General features: G+C 69.5%; 16 protein-coding genes, 1 tRNA gene and 1 other RNA gene. 13 read left to right on the top strand and 5 right to left on the bottom strand.

The window, feature by feature from the left end; genetic code table 11:
* Positions 1-1,199: DNA polymerase III subunit gamma and tau (locus KD1_RS04785; protein ID WP_157073175.1), on the bottom strand; the 1,199-nt coding region annotated here is incomplete at its 3' end.
* Between the two features lie 54 nt (positions 1,200-1,253).
* Here KD1_RS04785 and KD1_RS04780 point away from each other — a divergent pair.
* Positions 1,254-2,012 (top strand): DsbA family oxidoreductase, encoded by a 759-nt coding sequence (locus KD1_RS04780; RefSeq protein ID WP_068398304.1) that lies wholly within the window; start codon positions 1,254-1,256, stop codon positions 2,010-2,012.
* A 24-nt stretch (positions 2,013-2,036) separates the two neighbouring features.
* Here the strand turns inward: KD1_RS04780 and ffs are convergent.
* Positions 2,037-2,133: signal recognition particle sRNA small type (gene ffs / locus KD1_RS04775), an RNA gene on the bottom strand.
* Positions 2,134-2,229: 96 nt separating this feature from the next.
* Between ffs and KD1_RS04770 the strand changes: the two genes are divergently transcribed.
* A tRNA-Ser gene (locus KD1_RS04770) sits at positions 2,230-2,317 on the top strand.
* 219 nt (positions 2,318-2,536) lie between these two features.
* On the opposite strand, the gene KD1_RS04765 is transcribed toward KD1_RS04770, so the two are convergent.
* Both KD1_RS04765 and KD1_RS04760 read right to left on the bottom strand, forming a co-directional pair.
* On the bottom strand, positions 2,537-2,971 hold the full coding sequence (locus KD1_RS04765; protein WP_068398301.1) for a type II toxin-antitoxin system VapC family toxin: 435 nt from the start codon (positions 2,969-2,971) through the stop codon (positions 2,537-2,539).
* Entirely contained in the window at positions 2,968-3,210 is a 243-nt protein-coding gene (locus KD1_RS04760) for a CopG family transcriptional regulator (protein WP_068398298.1), read from the bottom strand. The genes KD1_RS04765 and KD1_RS04760 overlap by 4 nt, the downstream gene beginning before the upstream one ends.
* A 128-nt stretch (positions 3,211-3,338) precedes the next feature.
* Between KD1_RS04760 and KD1_RS04755 the strand changes: the two genes are divergently transcribed.
* The 7 genes from KD1_RS04755 to KD1_RS04725 all read left to right on the top strand — a co-directional run bounded on the left by KD1_RS04755 (position 3,339) and on the right by KD1_RS04725 (position 11,719).
* Positions 3,339-4,508, top strand: coding sequence for a zinc-dependent alcohol dehydrogenase (locus KD1_RS04755; RefSeq protein WP_068398295.1), 1,170 nt, complete (start codon positions 3,339-3,341; stop codon positions 4,506-4,508).
* Between the two features lie 91 nt (positions 4,509-4,599).
* Positions 4,600-5,793, top strand: a complete 1,194-nt coding sequence (locus KD1_RS04750) for a COG4705 family protein (protein WP_068398292.1) — start codon at positions 4,600-4,602, stop codon at positions 5,791-5,793.
* A 100-nt stretch (positions 5,794-5,893) separates the two neighbouring features.
* Positions 5,894-6,556 carry a response regulator transcription factor gene (locus KD1_RS04745; RefSeq protein WP_068398289.1) on the top strand — a complete coding sequence of 221 codons (663 nt, stop codon included), beginning with the start codon at positions 5,894-5,896 and terminating at the stop codon, positions 6,554-6,556.
* The gene (locus KD1_RS04740; RefSeq protein WP_068398286.1) at positions 6,532-7,917 is read left to right on the top strand and encodes an ATP-binding protein; all 1,386 of its coding nucleotides are present in this window, start codon (positions 6,532-6,534) and stop codon (positions 7,915-7,917) included. The genes KD1_RS04745 and KD1_RS04740 overlap by 25 nt, the downstream gene beginning before the upstream one ends.
* Entirely contained in the window at positions 7,914-9,815 is a 1,902-nt protein-coding gene (locus KD1_RS04735; protein ID WP_068398283.1) for a propionyl-CoA synthetase, read from the top strand. The genes KD1_RS04740 and KD1_RS04735 overlap by 4 nt, the downstream gene beginning before the upstream one ends.
* An 87-nt stretch (positions 9,816-9,902) precedes the next feature.
* Positions 9,903-11,129, top strand: a complete 1,227-nt coding sequence (locus KD1_RS04730; RefSeq protein WP_083542091.1) for a cytochrome ubiquinol oxidase subunit I — start codon at positions 9,903-9,905, stop codon at positions 11,127-11,129.
* Complete coding sequence (locus KD1_RS04725) at positions 11,117-11,719, top strand: hypothetical protein (protein WP_068398275.1); 603 nt, start codon at positions 11,117-11,119, stop codon at positions 11,717-11,719. Before KD1_RS04730 ends, KD1_RS04725 begins: the two co-directional genes overlap by 13 nt.
* Here KD1_RS04725 and lhgD read toward each other — a convergent pair.
* A complete protein-coding gene (gene lhgD / locus KD1_RS04720) occupies positions 11,634-12,830 on the bottom strand; it encodes an L-2-hydroxyglutarate dehydrogenase (protein WP_068398272.1) in 1,197 nt (398 codons plus the stop codon). The two genes, KD1_RS04725 and lhgD, sit on opposite strands and share 86 nt — an antisense overlap.
* A 365-nt stretch (positions 12,831-13,195) precedes the next feature.
* Here lhgD and KD1_RS04715 point away from each other — a divergent pair, with 365 nt between their 5' ends.
* The 4 genes from KD1_RS04715 to KD1_RS04700 all read left to right on the top strand — a co-directional run bounded on the left by KD1_RS04715 (position 13,196) and on the right by KD1_RS04700 (position 16,018).
* Positions 13,196-14,032, top strand: a complete 837-nt coding sequence (locus KD1_RS04715) for a hypothetical protein (protein ID WP_068398269.1) — start codon at positions 13,196-13,198, stop codon at positions 14,030-14,032.
* Positions 14,033-14,113: 81 nt separating this feature from the next.
* Positions 14,114-14,368 carry an addiction module protein gene (locus KD1_RS04710; RefSeq protein WP_157073174.1) on the top strand — a complete coding sequence of 85 codons (255 nt, stop codon included), beginning with the start codon at positions 14,114-14,116 and terminating at the stop codon, positions 14,366-14,368.
* Positions 14,365-14,682, top strand: a complete 318-nt coding sequence (locus KD1_RS17615; RefSeq protein ID WP_068398263.1) for a type II toxin-antitoxin system RelE/ParE family toxin — start codon at positions 14,365-14,367, stop codon at positions 14,680-14,682. The genes KD1_RS04710 and KD1_RS17615 overlap by 4 nt, the downstream gene beginning before the upstream one ends.
* A gap of 106 nt (positions 14,683-14,788) precedes the next feature.
* Entirely contained in the window at positions 14,789-16,018 is a 1,230-nt protein-coding gene (locus tag KD1_RS04700) for an acetyl-CoA hydrolase/transferase family protein (protein WP_068398260.1), read from the top strand.
* Position 16,019: the final 1 nt, after the last annotated feature.

The following is a 16,019-nucleotide window of genomic DNA, read 5'->3' as shown; positions in this document are numbered from 1 at the left end:
GCCGGAGCCGCCGGGGGCTGGGCCGCGGACGGCACTCCGCCCACCTCGACCCGGCGCTCAAGTCGATCGAGCCGCGCCGCGTACCCCGCTTCGCCGGCCGCCTCGGGCAATAGCACGCGGGCGGCCATGAGCTCCAACTGCAGACGCGGCGCGGTGGCGCCGGTCATCTCGGCCATGCCCTGCGCGAGGACGTCGGCCGCTCGCGACAACGCCCCCGGCCCGAACTGGCTCGCCTGAACCCGCATCCGGTCCAACTGATCCGCCGGGACACCGCGCAGGATCGAGGAGGCCCCCTCCGGCAGGGCGGCCACGACGATGAGGTCGCGGAACCGGTCGAGCAGATCCTCGACGAAGCGGCGCGGGTCCAGGCCGGTCTCGACGACGCGGTCGATCTGGGTGAACACCCCCGCGGAGTCGCGCGCCGCGAAGGCGGTCACGACCGCGTCGAGCAACTCGGAGTCAGTGAAGCCCAGCAGCGCAGCCGCATTCTCGTAGGTCAAGCCCTCATCGCCGGAGCCGGCGATGAGCTGATCGAGCACGGAGAGAGAATCACGCACCGATCCCCCACCGGCGCGCACGACGAATGACAACACGCCCGGCTCGACGGTCACACCCTCGCTGGTGCACAACTGCTCGAGGTACTCGGTCAGTCGGGCCGGCGGCACCAGCCGGAACGGATAGTGGTGGGTGCGCGAGCGGATCGTGCCGATGACCTTCTCCGGCTCGGTGGTCGCGAAGATGAACTTCACGTGCTCGGGCGGTTCCTCGACGATCTTCAGGAGGGCGTTGAAGCCCTCCTTGGTGACCATGTGGGCCTCATCGATGATGTAGACCTTGTACCGGCTCTGCGCCGGGCCGAAGCTGGCCTTCTCGCGCAGGTCTCGGGCGTCGTTGACACCGCCGTGGCTGGCCGCGTCGATCTCGATGACGTCGACCGTGCCGGCCCCGCCACGCGACAACGCGACGCACGAGTCACACTCGCCGCACGGGTCATCCGTCGGGCCCTGTTCGCAGTTGAGGCAGCGCGCCAGGATGCGGGCCGAGGTCGTCTTGCCGCAGCCGCGTGGGCCGGAGAAGAGGTAGGCGTGATTGACCCGGCCGGTGCGCAGCGCCTGCATCAGCGGCTCGGTGACATGCTCCTGCCCGATGACGTCGGCGAAGCGCTCCGGGCGGTAGCGGCGATAGAGGGCGGTGCTCACGGTCCCCAACCCTAGACGCGATCACCGACAACGGACCGCGCGTACCCTTCACCTGTGCACATCGATGTCTGGTCCGATCTCCACTGCCCCTTCTGCCACCTGGGTCGCCGCCACCTCGAACTCGCCCTGGAGCGGTTCGAGCACGGTGACGAGGTCACCGTGACGTGGCACAGCTACCTGCTCGACCGCAATGCGCCGGCCGTCCAGCCGGAATCGCTCGTCGACCTCGTCGCCGAGAAGTACGGCACGAGCCGCGAGGCGATCGAGGCCCAGCACCGGAGCATGGCCGCGGACGCCGCTGCCGTCGGGCTCGACTTCCAGTGGGAGAAGCTGCGCTCCGGCAACTCCTTCGACGCCCACCGGGTCATCCACATGGCCCGCGAGTTCGGCGTCGAGGAGCCCGTCACGCAGCGGCTCATGCGCGGCTGGTACACCGAGGGCGAGGCGCTCGGTGACCACGACACCCTCGTGCGACTGGCCGGCGAGGGCGGTCTGGACGCCGACGCCGTGCGCGAGATGCTCGGTTCCGAGGACTACGGGATCAACGTGCGCACCGACGAGGCGACCGCCAAGATGATCGGCGTCGAGGCCGTGCCGATGTTCGTCTTCGACCAGAAGGCCGCGCTGCGGGGTGCGCAGCCGGTCGACGTCATGGTCGGGGCGCTGGAGCAGATGTGGGAGCAGCGCGACGTGGCTCCGACCCCGCGCACCGGCGGTGGCTGCGGTGGCGACTGCGGGTCCTGCAACTGCGGCGGCACGGCGCCCGAGGCGGCCGGGCTCCCCGAGACCGACGGTGAGGCCTGCGCGGTCTGAACCCCGCGCGCCTCCGCCCGGGCAGCAGAGGACCCCTCGCGCACCTGGAAGAGCTCACTTACCCTTGCTGCATTCCTGCCCTGGGGGAGTTGGGTGAGGTACCACCACACGAGGGGTCTGCCCCCAACCATAAGCCACCAGCCCACCTCACCGCCAAACGACGCCGCGGGTGCCCTGATTTCAGGTCGGCGCACTGAGTGTTGTAGGGTCCTCCGTTGGAGGATTCGCATAGTGGCCTAGTGCGCACGATTGGAAATCGTGTTGGGATAAAACCCTCGGGGGTTCAAATCCCCCATCCTCCGCCACGTGGTGTCTGCCGACATCGAACAGGGCGAGCCCCACCGGGCTCGCCCTGTTGTCGTTCACCGAGACCTTCGCCCACCGTCGGCGTGTGCATTTGAGGTAGTGAAAGTGCATCAGCCCACGGCGACTGCCCCGGATTCTCGCGGTCCACCCGCAGCGCCAACCGACATTCACTGCCTCAAATCCCCGCGCGTCCCGCCGCGCGAGCCGATCCTGCCGCCCTAGCTCGACCCATGTTCGGGATGGATCCAGAGGAGGCCCGGGAAGCGGGCGAAGTCACTGTCGAAGGAGCACACACCGGTCCCGTGCTCGATGGCCAGGGCGGCCAGATGCGCGTCGGGCACCAGGTTGCCGCGCAGGTCCCCGTCGACCAGAAGTCGACCGAGAACGTCACGGTGGCGCGGTCCAGGCGTGGGGACCCACACCTGGTCGGCGTCCAGCCAATCTGTGACGTAGCCCCAGGCATCCGAGGCAGCCAATGGCCTCGCCGTCACGCGCGGGTGCGTGATGATGCGCTGGAAGGCCATCAGCGACACCCACGGCACACCGACGCGTTCGACCCCGTTCAGCGCACCTTCCAGCCAGGACCGCGCGGGTGCATGGAAGTGCGATGTGTCGTCGACCGCATACAGCAGCACGTTGGCGTCGACGATCACCGGGCACCCTCGGCATCTTGTGCGTCGAGGAACTCCAACACCTCGGCCACGTCGGTGACGTCAACCTTCAGGCCAACACTGGCCGTGCGCTGCTGAAAAGGTGGCGTCGGAACCACCTGGCGGGCCAAGCCTGCCCGGGCCAACTCGTTCACGGCCTCACCCAAGCCGATGTGGCGCTCCCGCCGCAGCCGTTCAGCCGCAACGGCAACCTCTGGATCAAGCCGAACCGTGGTCCTCATGAGACCAAGGTAGCATCACGGATGCGTTCTCGGTGCATCACTGACGCACGCTAGCGCTCGGCTGTTGACGACTGTGCCGTGATTGGCTTGGGTCCGAGAGTGGCCGACCGGACGAAAGCAGGCAGACCATGCGCGAACTCAACTACGTAAGCACCGGCCGGCTGGAGTGGTTCGACCGCCCCGAGCCCGAGCTCCACGGCCCGACCGACGCGATCGTGCGCCCCTTCGTCGTCAGCCGCTGTGACGGCGACACCCTCCCCATCCACTGGAAGGGCGTGACCACGATGCTGGCCGCGGGCCTGCGCACCGGCGTCATCGACCCCTCCGTCGGCCACATCGCCGGGCACCCCCCGTTCCAGGGCCCGGCCCCCATCGGTCACGAGGCGATCGCCGAGGTCATCGCACTGGGCTCCGACGTGACCCACCTGGCCATCGGCGACCAGGTCGTCGTGCCGTGGTCGGTCTCGTGCGGCACCTGCCAGAACTGCCGGCGCGGCCTGACGTCGAAGTGCCTGACCACCCGCCGCGACCCGGCCGCCCCTGACGGTCTGCGTTACCTCTCCGCCTACGGTTTCGGAGCGGCGAGCGGCCCGTATGGCGGCATGGTCACCGACCTCCTTCGCGTGCCGCACGCCGACCACATGCTCGTCAAGCTCCCCGACGGGCTCGACCCACTGCGTGTCGCCGCCGCCTCGGACAACCTCGCCGACGGGTGGCGCGCGGTCGTGCCGGGCCTGCGTGCCCGACCCGGCGGTCGCGTGCTCATCATGGCCGGAGGAGCGAAGAGCATCGCCCTCTACGCCGCCGGGTTGGCCGTGGCCCACGGCGCCAGCCAGGTCGACTACATCGACACCGACGCCGACCGAGCCGCCATCGCCGAGTCGTTCGGCGCCCGCGTCCAGGTCGTGCGCTCGACCCGGGTGTCGCTGCCCGGACTGGGCTACCCGCGACCGGTGCGCGAGGGGTACGACATCGTCGTCGAGGCCACGAGTTCGGGCGCGGGGCTGCGCCACGTGATCCGCTGCACCGCGCCGGGCGGCGAGTGCACGGCCGTGGGCTACTACGTGGGCACGACCACGCCGGTGCCGCTGATGCACATGTACGCCACCGACATCACGCTGCACCTGGGCGTCACCCACCCGCGCGCCGTACTGCCCGAACTGCTCGACTGGATGGCCACGCACGACTTCCCCGCCGAGCGGGTCACCACGACGCTGGCCGACTTCGACGACGCTCCGGCGGCCTATGCCGCTGAGACGACCAAACTCGTCCTCCGCCGAGACCCGTTGCACGCGTGAGGGGCACGCTAAGCCTGGGCTAAGTCAGCCGTGGTCTTCTGCTCGCGTACCGACGCTCGCCGCACCGGTACGCACCCCGACAGGAGGCAGAATGAGCACAGCCATCGCCACCCCCACGACTCGTGCGTGGCTCAACAAGGTGCCGGCGATCACGGCAACCTTCTGGGTCATCAAGATCCTTTCCACGACGATCGGTGAGACCTTCGCCGACTACCTGACCGTCAACGTGGGCCTGGGCCAGCAGGTGACGGACCTCGTCATGCTCGGCGTGCTGGCCGTGGCGCTGACGTTGCAGTTCCGCACGCGCCAGGTCACGCCAGTCATCTATTGGTTCACCGTCGTGTGCGTGAGCATCGTCGGCACGCAGATCACCGACTTCCTCACCGACACCCTGGGCATCAGCCTCTGGGTCAGCACCGGCGTCTTCAGCGTCATCCTCGCCCTCGTCTTCACGCTCTGGTACCGCGAGGAGCGGACCCTGGCGATCACGTCGATCAACACCCCGCGCCGGGAGGCGTTCTACTGGGGCGCGATCCTGACGACGTTCGCGCTGGGCACGGCCGCCGGCGACCTCGCCACCGAGGCGCTCGGGCTCGGCTTCCGCAACGGCGCCCTGATCTTCGGCGGGCTCATCCTCGCGTGCTGGGTGGCCCGCAAGGCCGGCGCGAGCCTGGTGCTCACCTTCTGGGTCGCCTACATCCTCACCCGCCCGCTGGGCGCGTCGATCGGTGACCTCCTCACGCAGGAGCGGTCCCTCGGTGGCTTCGGCCTCGGAGCGCAGCTGACGAGCCTGATCTTCTTCGCCGTCATCGTCGTGCTCGTCGTTCGCGAGCAGTGGCTGGTCAACCAGTACGGCGTGGCGGAGAAGGGTTCGGGCCCCCACGGCGGTCGGGCGCGGGACTTCTCGTGGGCGGCCCTGGCCGCCGCGGCCGTCGTCGGTGCGACCGCCGTCGCGGCTCCGACCGCCTCGGTGGCCGCGAGCGCGAGCGCGGCGCAGGGCCCTCTGGGCGACCTGACCTCGTACAGCACGATCGTCAACGACCTGGGCACCAAGGTGAAGGCCGGTGACCTGGCCGGCGCCACGACCCGGGTCAAGGACCTCGAGGTCGCCTGGGACAGCTCCGAGGCCGGGCTCAAGCCGAAGTCGCCCCACGACTGGCACACCATGGACGTCGCCATCGACGGTGTGCTGACCAGCCTGCGGGCGCCCACCCCGACCCAGGCCGACAGCGCCCACTCGATCGCCACCCTGCAACACGTGATCGCGTCGCTGCAGCACAGGTAACCCCTCCCCCACACTGCTCAACACCACGGTTCGAGGTGTCGGCGGGCCCGACCTGGGCCCCTGGCACCTCGAACCGTGAAAACACGACAGGATTCACCTCGTGCGCATCCTTGTTGTCGAGGACGACCCGATGATCGGGGACGTCCTGGTCCAGCAACTCACCGACGCGGCCTACGCCGTGGACTGGGCGCGCGACGGCACGACCGCGCTGGGGTACACGTTCACCGAGGAGTACGGCGCGATCCTGCTCGACCTCGGCCTGCCCGGCCGTGACGGGCTCGAGGTCCTCGCGGCGATCCGACGAGACTCCGCCGTGCCGGTCGTCGTCATCACGGCACGTTCCGAGATCGATGATCGGATCGCCGGACTCGACTTGGGCGCGGACGACTACCTCGTCAAGCCGTTCGCCTTCGACGAACTGTTGGCGCGCCTGCGTGCGGTGATGCGCCGAGGCACCGATCAGACCTCCGCCACCCTGAGCAACGGGATCATCGTGCTCGATCAGGAGACCCACGAGGCGAGCGCGCCCGACCACGAGGGCGTCGCGCTGACCCGCCGCGAGTTCGCCGTGTTGCGTGCGCTGCTGACCCGGCCCGGCACGATCCGCTCCCGCAGTGACCTCGAGGCGCAGGTCTACGGCCCGGACGATCAGGTCGAGAGCAACGCCGTCGAGTTCGTCATCCACAAACTGCGCAGCAAACTGGGCGCGGACACGATCAAGAACGTCAGGGGTGTCGGATGGTTCGTCCCACGGCGCGGGTGAGCCGGTCGCTGACGGTGCGGCTGGCCGTGCTGATCTGCCTGACCGTCGTCGTCTGGACCGCCGTTGCGGGCACCGTCGCGTTCCGACGCGCGCTGCACGAGGCGCACCAGACCCAGGACGGCACACTGCAGCAGGTCGCGACCCTCGTGCGGGTCGCGCCCCACGGAGCCATCGACCTGGCGGGTGGGTCGAGCACCGACCCGGCGGCGGACATCGTCATCCAGACCGTCGGGGCGCGCGACGATGCGGACCACGCCGCCGACTTCCCCGCCGACCTCACCGACGGTCTGCACACGATCACCGTCGACGACGCACAGGCGCGGGTGGCGGTGCGCACGCTGCCGTCGGGTCAGCGCATCGTGGCGTCACAGTCGGTGGCCGCCCGCGACGAGATCGCCCGCGACGCGGCGCTGTCGGCCGTGGTGCCGCTGCTGGCGCTGCTGCCGGTGCTGCTGATCGTCATCGTCCTCATCACGGGCGTGCTCCTCTCCCCGATCCAGCGGTTGGCCGCCGAGCTGGCCGGGCGCGGCGATGCGGATCTTCGTCCGGTCGCCACCGCGGGAGTCCCGTCGGAGTTGGTCGGTTTCCTCACCGCCCTGAATCGTCTGTTGAGCCGGAGCGCGGACGTGCTCGACGGTCAGCGACGGTTCGCCGCCGAGGCCGCGCACGAGCTGCGCACCCCCATCGCCGCGGTCAGCCTCCAGGCCGAGCACCTGGAACTGGCGCGCACCGACGAGGAACGCCTCCACCGGCTGGCCACGCTGCAACACGGTCTGGCCAGGGTGCGGCACCTGTGCGAGCAGCTCATCGACCTGGCCCGCAGCGAGGGCACCGACACCCGCGTGGCGTCGGCGTGGGACACCATCAGTGGCCTGTGCGTCGACCTCGAGCCGGCCATCAGCGCCAAGCACCTCGACCTCGACGTGGATCTGGCCATCGACCGGGACCTGCGGGTGCCCGAGCTGCCGGCGACCCTGGCGCTGCGCAACGTGCTGACCAACGCGGTCCGCTACACGCCGGCCGGTGGGCACATCCGCGTCACGGCCACCGCCGACGAGCAGGAGGTGCGCGTCGATGTCGTGGACGACGGGCCGGGCATCACCGACCCGCACGCCGTGCTCGCGCCGTTCCACCGGGAGGCCGACCAGTCCGTACCGGGCTCCGGTCTGGGTCTGGCGATCACCGAGCGAGCCCTGGCCGGGTGCGGGGGTCGGCTCGACCTGACGGGTGCCGCCGAACCGCCGACCGGCACCCGCGCGACCATCTGGTTGCCGCTCATCGACGCCCGCCCTCCGTTGACCGCAGGCAATGACACCCCCGGTGGCAGTGAGCCGGACCGAGGCGACACCATGGAGGAATGAACAACGGGGTTTATCGCGACCAGTACGAGCAGTCCATCACCGACCCGACCACCTTCTGGGGCAACGCCGCCCACGCGATCGAGTGGATCACGCCTCCGACGACGGTGCTCGACGACAGCCACGTCCCGTTCTACCGGTGGTTCACCGACGGCACGCTGAACACCTGCTTCAACGCCGTCGACCGGCACGTGCGCGACGGCCGCGGCGACCAGGACGCGATCCTCTACGACTCCCCCGTCACCGGCACCAAGCGCCGGATCACCTACGCCGAACTGCAGGACCAGGTCGCCCGGCTGGCCGGCGGCCTGACCGACCTCGGCGTGACCAAGGGCGACCGCGTCGTCATCTACATGCCGATGATCCCCGAGGCGGTCATCGGCATGCTCGCCTGCGCCCGCATCGGTGCCGTGCACTCGGTCGTGTTCGGCGGCTTCGCCCCGGCCGAACTCTCCGCGCGCATCGAGGACGCCGCCCCCAAGGTCATCCTGTCGGCGTCGTGCGGCATCGAACCCACCCGCGTCATCGAGTACAAGCCGTTCCTCGACGCCGGGATCGAACGCTCCTCCCACACGCCGGAGAAGGTCGTGATCCTCCAACGCGAGCAGGCACCCGCCGAGCTCACGCAGGGCCGCGACCTCGACTGGGCCGAGTTCGTCGCCGCCTCGCAGCCGGCCGACTGTGTCGAGGTCGCCGCGACCGACCCGCTGTACGTGCTCTACACCTCCGGCACGACCGGCCGACCCAAGGGCATCGTGCGCGACAACGGTGGCTACGCCGTCGCGCTGCGCTGGTCGATGGAGAACATCTACGACGTCAAGCCCGGTGAGGTCATGTTCACCGCCTCCGACGTGGGCTGGGTCGTCGGCCACTCGTACATCGTGTACGCGCCCCTGCTCACCGGCGCGACGACGGTGCTCTACGAGGGCAAGCCCGTCGGGACTCCGGACGCCGGGGCGTTCTGGCGCATCGTCGACGAGTATCAGGCGGTCGCCCTGTTCACCGCACCGACGGCCTTCCGCGCGATCAAGAAGGAGGACGCGAACGCCGAGCTGCTCGCGGAGCACGACGTCTCCTCGCTGCGCAACCTCTTCCTCGCCGGCGAGCGCCTCGATCCCGACACCTACGAGTGGGCCAGCTCGATCCTGGGGATCCCGGTCGTCGACAACTGGTGGCAGACCGAGACCGGCTGGCCGATCGCGGCGAACCTGCGCGGCCTGGAGCCCATGCCGATCAAGGCCGGATCGCCGTCGGTGGCCGTCCCCGGGTTCGACGTCCAGGTCGTCGACGAGGTCGGCAACCAGTGCGACCCCGGCAACGAGGGTGCCATCGTCATCAAGCTGCCGATGCCGCCGGGCACGTTGCCGACCCTGTGGGGCGACGACGAGCGTTACGTCGAGTCGTACCTGTCGGCGTTCGAGGGCTACTACCTCACCGGCGACGGCGGGATGATCGACGAGGACGGCTACATCTACGTCATGGGCCGCACCGACGACGTCCTCAACGTCGCCGGTCACCGCCTCTCGACCGGCGCGATCGAGGCGGCGCTCGCCGGCCACCCGGACGTGGCCGAGTGCTGCGTCATCGGCGTGCACGACGACTTCAAGGGTCAGGAGCCGCGCGGGTTCGTCGTGCTCAAGGCCGGCGTGGATCCGTTCGCCGACGGTGAGCGCATCACCAAGGAGCTCGTGCAGCGCGTGCGCAACGAGGTTGGCGCGGTCGCCTCGCTCAAGCGCGTTGACATCGTCACGGCCCTGCCGAAGACGCGTTCGGGCAAGATCCTGCGCAAGACGATGCGCGAGATCGCCGACGGCAAGCCGTTCACCGTGCCGGGCACCATCGAGGACGCCTCGGTGCTCGACGACCTGAGCCCGGTGCTGCGCGGCCACAAGATGGGCTGATCCCCGAGGGCTTTCAGGGGCCCGGTGGGGGCACGTCGGGGATCTGCCCGATGTGCCCCCACCTCGCGTTTGCCTAGCGTCAACGGCATGACTGGAGATGTCGTGCTGACCTTGGCGCGCTGGGAGTTCGCGCTCACGGCGAGCCTGCACTTCGTCGTGGTCGCCACGACGTTGGGCCTGGCGCCGATCGCCGCGGCCTTGCAGACCGCGGTGTGGCGACGCGCGCGTCGCACCCGCAGACCTGGCGGCCTCAGCCCTTCGGCTGCCCTGGTCGAGGCCCGCGATCGGGTCATCCGCCTGTACCTCATCAACTACGGAGCCGGGATCATCACCGGCATCGTCATGGAGGTGCAGATGGGCCTGAACTGGTCCGGGCACGCGTCCGCGCTGTACGACCCGATCGCGACGGCGCTGGCCGTGGAGACCCTCGGCGCGTTCTTCCTCGAGTCGACACTGTTGGGCCTGTACCTGCTCACGCCCGGGCGAGTGGGCGAGGGGTGGCGCGCAGTCATGCTGTGGGGTGTGGCCCTGACCGCGTGGATCTCGGCCTGGGTGGTGGTCGCGGCCAACGCGTTCCTCCACCACCCGATCGGTGTCGAGGGCATCGGCACGGCCGGAGCGCGGTTCACCGACTTCTGGGTCGTCCTCACCCAACCGGCCGCGGTGGTGCCGCTCATGCACATCCTCGGCGCGGCGGGTCTGGTCGCCGGGTCGTGGCTGCTGGCGGCGGGAGCGCGGCTCACGCTGCGACCGTCGGCGGGGTCGCCGGCGCCGGCCACGGTGTTGCTGCGGATCGGCGTGTGGCTCGTCGCCATCGCCAGTGTCTGGACCCTCGGCACGGGTTTCGCCCAGTTCGCCGTCGTGCGTGATCAGGCGTTCACCCGCAACGGGCCCGAGGGCATTGCCCTGGCGTTGATGATGCTCAACGGGCTGCTGTTCCTGCTGCTGGCCTGGGTCGTGTTGGTGCCCCTGCTGCTGGGGCGGGCGCTGCCTCGGGTGCCGCCGGTGCTCTGGCTCCTGGTGATCGCGCCGTGGTTCCCGCTGGCGACGACGATCCTGGGTTGGGTCTACCGCGAGGAGGCTCGCCAGCCGTGGTTCATCGTCGGTGAGGTTCGGGTGACCGAGGCACTGTCCGCGACGAGCGCGCCGGCCCTCGTGGTGACGAGCACCGCCTTCGTCGCGCTCGGCGCCGCCGTCGTGGTGTTCGCGTGGCGACTGATGGTGCGCGAGTTGGGGCGGCCGGCGGCGGTGGTGTCGGGGCCACCGATGGTCGCTGCACCGCGGGCCTCGGAGGTGGGCACATGGCCGCTCTGAGCTCCGGCATCGTGCTGGCGACCGTTGTCGTGCTGACCCTCGGAGCGACGTGGCTCGAGGGCCGAACCATCACGCGATCGGTGGTCGCCGGGGCACTGCCGAACCGGGTCACCACCCCCGTCGGCTGGACCTTCCTGCTCTCCGAGGTGTGGGTCGTCGCCCTGCTCGGCCTGGTCCACGCGGCCCTGCCGGCCACGGTGCATGGGGTGTTCGCGGCCGCGTGGCTGCCCCTGACGGTGTTCGGGCTCGCGTGGATGCTGCGGGATTGGGGTCTGTGGCAGCTGGCGCTGCGCGGCGTCGACCGGCCGTGGCGTGCGGTGGCGGCCGTCGGGGCCGGCGCCCAAGCCCTGGCGCTGATCGACGCGCTGGTCGTCGCGACCGCCGCCGGGGCCGCCACCCCACCCGACCCGGGCCAGATGTCTGCCACCACGGCAGGAGTCCTGGCCATCGTCGCTCCGGTGTGCACCGCCTGCGTCGGCGCGCTACAGATCGCCGGGTGGCGACTCACGCGGGCAGGTGCGCCACCACGTGTTCGGCGATCGCCAGGCTCGACGTCGCGGCCGGTGACGGGGCATTCCGGATCGCCGTGACCGGACCGATCTGTTCGATGACGAAGTCGTCCACGAGACTCCCGTCGCGCCCGACGGCCTGCGCGCGCACGCCCGCGCTGCCCGGGCGCAGGTCGTCGTCGGACAGCTCGGGAACATAGCGCCGGGCCGCGTCGGCGAATCGGCGAGGGGACAGCGATCCGGCCATTTCGGCGATCCCCGTGCGCCAATGCTGCCGGGCCAGCGATCGCATGCCCGGCCACGCGATCGCCTCGCCGAGGTCGCGCGCGTTGACGTCCCAGTGCGTGTAGCCCTCGCGAGCGGTGGCGAACACCGCGTTCGGGCCGACGTCGACGGTGCCGTCGATGCGGCGGGTCAGGTGCACGCCGAGGAAGGGGTAGCGCGGGTCCGGCACGGGGTAGACGAGTCCGCGCACGAGGTGGGCGCGGTTCGGGGCGAGCAGGTGGTACTCCCCGCGGAACGGGACGATCTGCGGGTCCGGCGAGCCGCCGACCATCCGGGCCAGCCGATCGACGTACAGACCGCCGGCGATGATGAGGCGATCTGCGCCGATCCGGATCTGTTCGTCGGGTGTGTCGACCAGCGCCTCGACACGGTCGTGGGTGCGGCGCACACCGACGACCTCGTGGGCCAGCAGGACCTGTCCCCCGCCGGTGGTCACATCGTCGGCGAGCGCCTGGGTCACCGCGACGAAGTCGACGATCGCCGTGGTCGGTGAGTGCAGCGCCGCGACGCCGACGACGTGGGGCTCAAGCTCACGGAGCTCGGATGGGCCAATGAGTCGCGCGCCCGGGACGCCGTTGGCCACGGCGCGGCGGTGGACCTCGACCAGGCGGTCCTGGTCCGGCGCGTCGACGGCGACGACGACCTTGCCGACCTCGTCGTAGGGCAGGTTCTTCTGGGCGGTGTAGTCGCGCAGGAGTCCGACGCCGCGGCGGCACAGCGTCGCCTTGAGCGAGCCGGGTGGGTAGTAGACGCCGGCGTGGACGACCCCGGAGTTGTGGCCGGTCTGGTGGGCGGCGACGCGCGGCTCCTTGTCGAGCACGACGACCTCGCTGCCGGGGCGGGTGCGCTGCAGTTCACGGGCGATCGCCAGGCCCACGATCCCGGCTCCGATGATGAGGTGGCGCATGGCGTCATTGTTTCAGCCCGGCGTGGTTGTTCCGGCTTGGCGTCATTGTTTCCGCCTGGCGTCGTTGTTCCCGCCTGGCCGGCGACCGGGGTCGTGGGCCACGCCTGCATAACGACGCCACCCGTACATAACGACGCCACGGCAGGGCGTCCTGCGACGATCGCCGGCTCTGCGGGGCGCTGGTGGTTGACCCGCACGGTGTGAGGTTTCACCAAGGGTTCACCCGGCGACCACTTGGAGGCTGATCTCCGCCCCTACGTTGGAGACTCCGCACATTCTCGAACTGGAGTCTTCCCATGCCTCCTCGAACCCTCATGTCCCACCGCCACGTATCCCGAGTCGCTGTTGCGTCAACATTCGGGCTGATGGCCAGCGCCTTCATGCTCGCTGCTGCGCCGACCGCCGACGCCGAGCCGGGCAACCGCGTGGCGGTCCCGCCGACCGCGGTCGTGCCCCACCCGGTCACGCTCGACACCGACCCCGCAACGTTGACCTACTCGCGCGAGGCGCGTTCACCGTGGAAGATCGAGATCGACCGCAAGAGCAACAGCATGATTGCGCGCCACGAGGCCGGTGCCGCGTTGCACATCGACTACGACGACCAACTCGACGACCGGCGTTTCCCCGGTATCGCACCTGACACAGGCTGCGGTGTCATGGAAGGCGAGTTCTGGGGCTCGTTGGTGCCCTTGTTGTACCCGATCCTCGACCCGGCCGAGCACCAGATCGAGGACGTCATCGTCGCGGCACGCCGCGACGGGCTGCGGGTGCGTATGTCGGGCGGTTCGTACGAGATCCTCAAGCCAGGCGGTGGCTCCGAGCCATTCTTCATGGACGCGCTGTTCACCATGGATGACGGTCGGCTACGTGCGAAGACCTCGGGCCTGCACTACATCATGCCGTCGAAGGATCCCCGCACCGACGTGGTGATCAGCACCGCTGACGGGACCGTGCTCGACCGGAGCTACACGATGGCCTCGCGCACCGGCCGTGAGTACATCAACGACGTGCGCGAGGTGCAGGTCGCCGATGGGCGCTATGGCAACTTCAGTTTCACCACCGACATTCAGCGTCTCCAGATCGACCTCAACTCCAACAAGCTGCTGAACACCTTCGAGCTGGATATGGATCACACCTTCAAGGACCAGGGTCAGAAGGTCGTCAACACGGACATCACGTTCGCCGCCGACTGCCGGCGCTGATCACGCAGCGAGGCACCGTCCCTCGTGGCGGCGGGCCAGGAACTCACGGCTTGTGTCCGTGCGTCGGCCTACACTGACGTCATGTCCATGACCGTTTCGGAGGTCGAGCAGGCGCTCCTCGCTCTCGGAGAGCAGGATCGCGCTGCGGTGATCCATCGCGGCCTGCGGAGCCTCGACGCGGGCGATGCGAGTACCGATCAGGCTGAGGTCGATGCGTCATGGCGGGCCGAACTTCGCCGTCGCATCGCCGACATCGAAAGCGGCAAGTCCGAGTTGCTGGATGTTGATGAGTCCCACGCGCAGTTGCGAGCCGAGTTGGCAGCTCGCCGCGCGTGAGGCTGGAAAAGCGAGAGCACCCTGAAGCTCGCGATGAACTCCGCGAAGCCGCGTTCTGGTACGACGACCGAGAGCCAGGGTTGGGCGACAGTTTCTACGACGCGATTGACGACGCGATAGCCCGCATACGCGATTGGCCCCGCTCAGCGCCCGTGTTCGCCGGCTGGGCGGACACTCCGACCGTGCGGAGCATGGCGGTCGGGGTGTTCCCCTACCGTCTGCTCTATTACCTCACCGAGTCGGATTTCGTCATCCTCGCGTACGCGCATGAACGCCGGAAACCCGGCTATTGGCAGCATCGGCTCGACCGCTGATCCCCTCGTGTTGCAGTCGCGAGTCGTCAACATGGAGAGATTTCAACCGCTCGGACTCGCTGGGGCCACTGGCGCGTAGGAGACCGAGGTTTGAGAGGCTTTCGGCATGCGGATCACCACCTTGGACGGCGCGGCCCGCGAGGCTGCGCGGTTCGCCGACACCACACCCCGGATCGTCGTCAGCGGCAACTTCGCGAGCCCCGTCGAGCTCGTCGACGCGGTCGTCTCGGCGCTGCCGAACTGCCACCTGCACGCGCTCAACGCCCAACCGGGCATGGACCTGCATGACGGTGTCATCCCGGAGACGACCTTCGTGGGGCCGGGCTTCCGACGTCACCCGAGACTGTCCTACGTGCCCTGCCGCCTGTCGCAGGTGCCTCACCTGTTCACCGAACAGTTGCCGCCGGACATCGTGCTCATCCACACGACCACGCCCAGCCACGGCCACGTCAGCCTCGGGCTGGAGGTCAACATCCTGCCCGGCGCGATCGAGGCGTGCCGCGAGCGTGGTGGCCTCGTCATCGCCATGATGAACCCGCGCATGCCGTGGACCTTCGGCGACGCCGAGATCTCGACCGAACTCATCGACGTCGCCGTCGAGGTCGACTCACCGCTGACCACGCACGACCCCACGCCCCCGGGCGCCGACGCCGCGGAGATCGGTGACTCGGTCGCCTCACTCGTCGGTGACGGAGCGACGTTGCAGGCCGGCATCGGCGAGATCCCCGACGCCTCCCTGGCCGGACTCGCCGATCGCCGCGGCCTACGCCTCTGGACCGAGATGTTCAGCGACGGCGCCATCGCGCTCGAGGAGGCCGGAGCACTCGACCGCGACCACCCGCTGGTGACGTCATTCGTCTTCGGCAGCCAGCGACTCTACGACTGGCTCAACGACAATCCCCGGGTGCGGATGACGCGCACCGAGACGACCAACGCACCGGCCGAGATCGCCAAGCAGCCACGGATGACGAGCATCAACACCGCGCTCCAGGTCGACCTGTTCGATCAGGCCAACGCCAGCCGCGTCCACGGCCGGATCTACTCCGGGTTCGGCGGGCAGACCGACTTCACCGTCGGCGCGATCCACTCCAGGGGTGGGCAGGCGCTCATGGCGCTGCGCTCCTGGCACCCCCGCGCCGACGTCTCGACGATCGTGCCGCTCATCCCCGCTCCGGTCACGAGTTACCAACACTCCGCGGTCATCACGGAGCAGGGTGTGGCTCGGATGTGGGGTCACGACGAGCGCGAGCAGGCGCACAACCTCATCGAGCAGGCTGCTCACCCGCGCGAGCGCGAGCGGCTGTGGCAGGCGGCTGCGGAGGTGGGCAAGGCCTGAC

The organism is Kribbia dieselivorans NBRC 106261, from assembly GCF_001552435.1.
GTDB classification, from domain to species: Bacteria; Actinomycetota; Actinomycetes; order Actinomycetales; family Dermatophilaceae; genus Kribbia; species Kribbia dieselivorans.
Note: the sequence above shows the minus strand (reverse complement) of the source record. Positions and strands in the feature narration are given on the sequence as shown.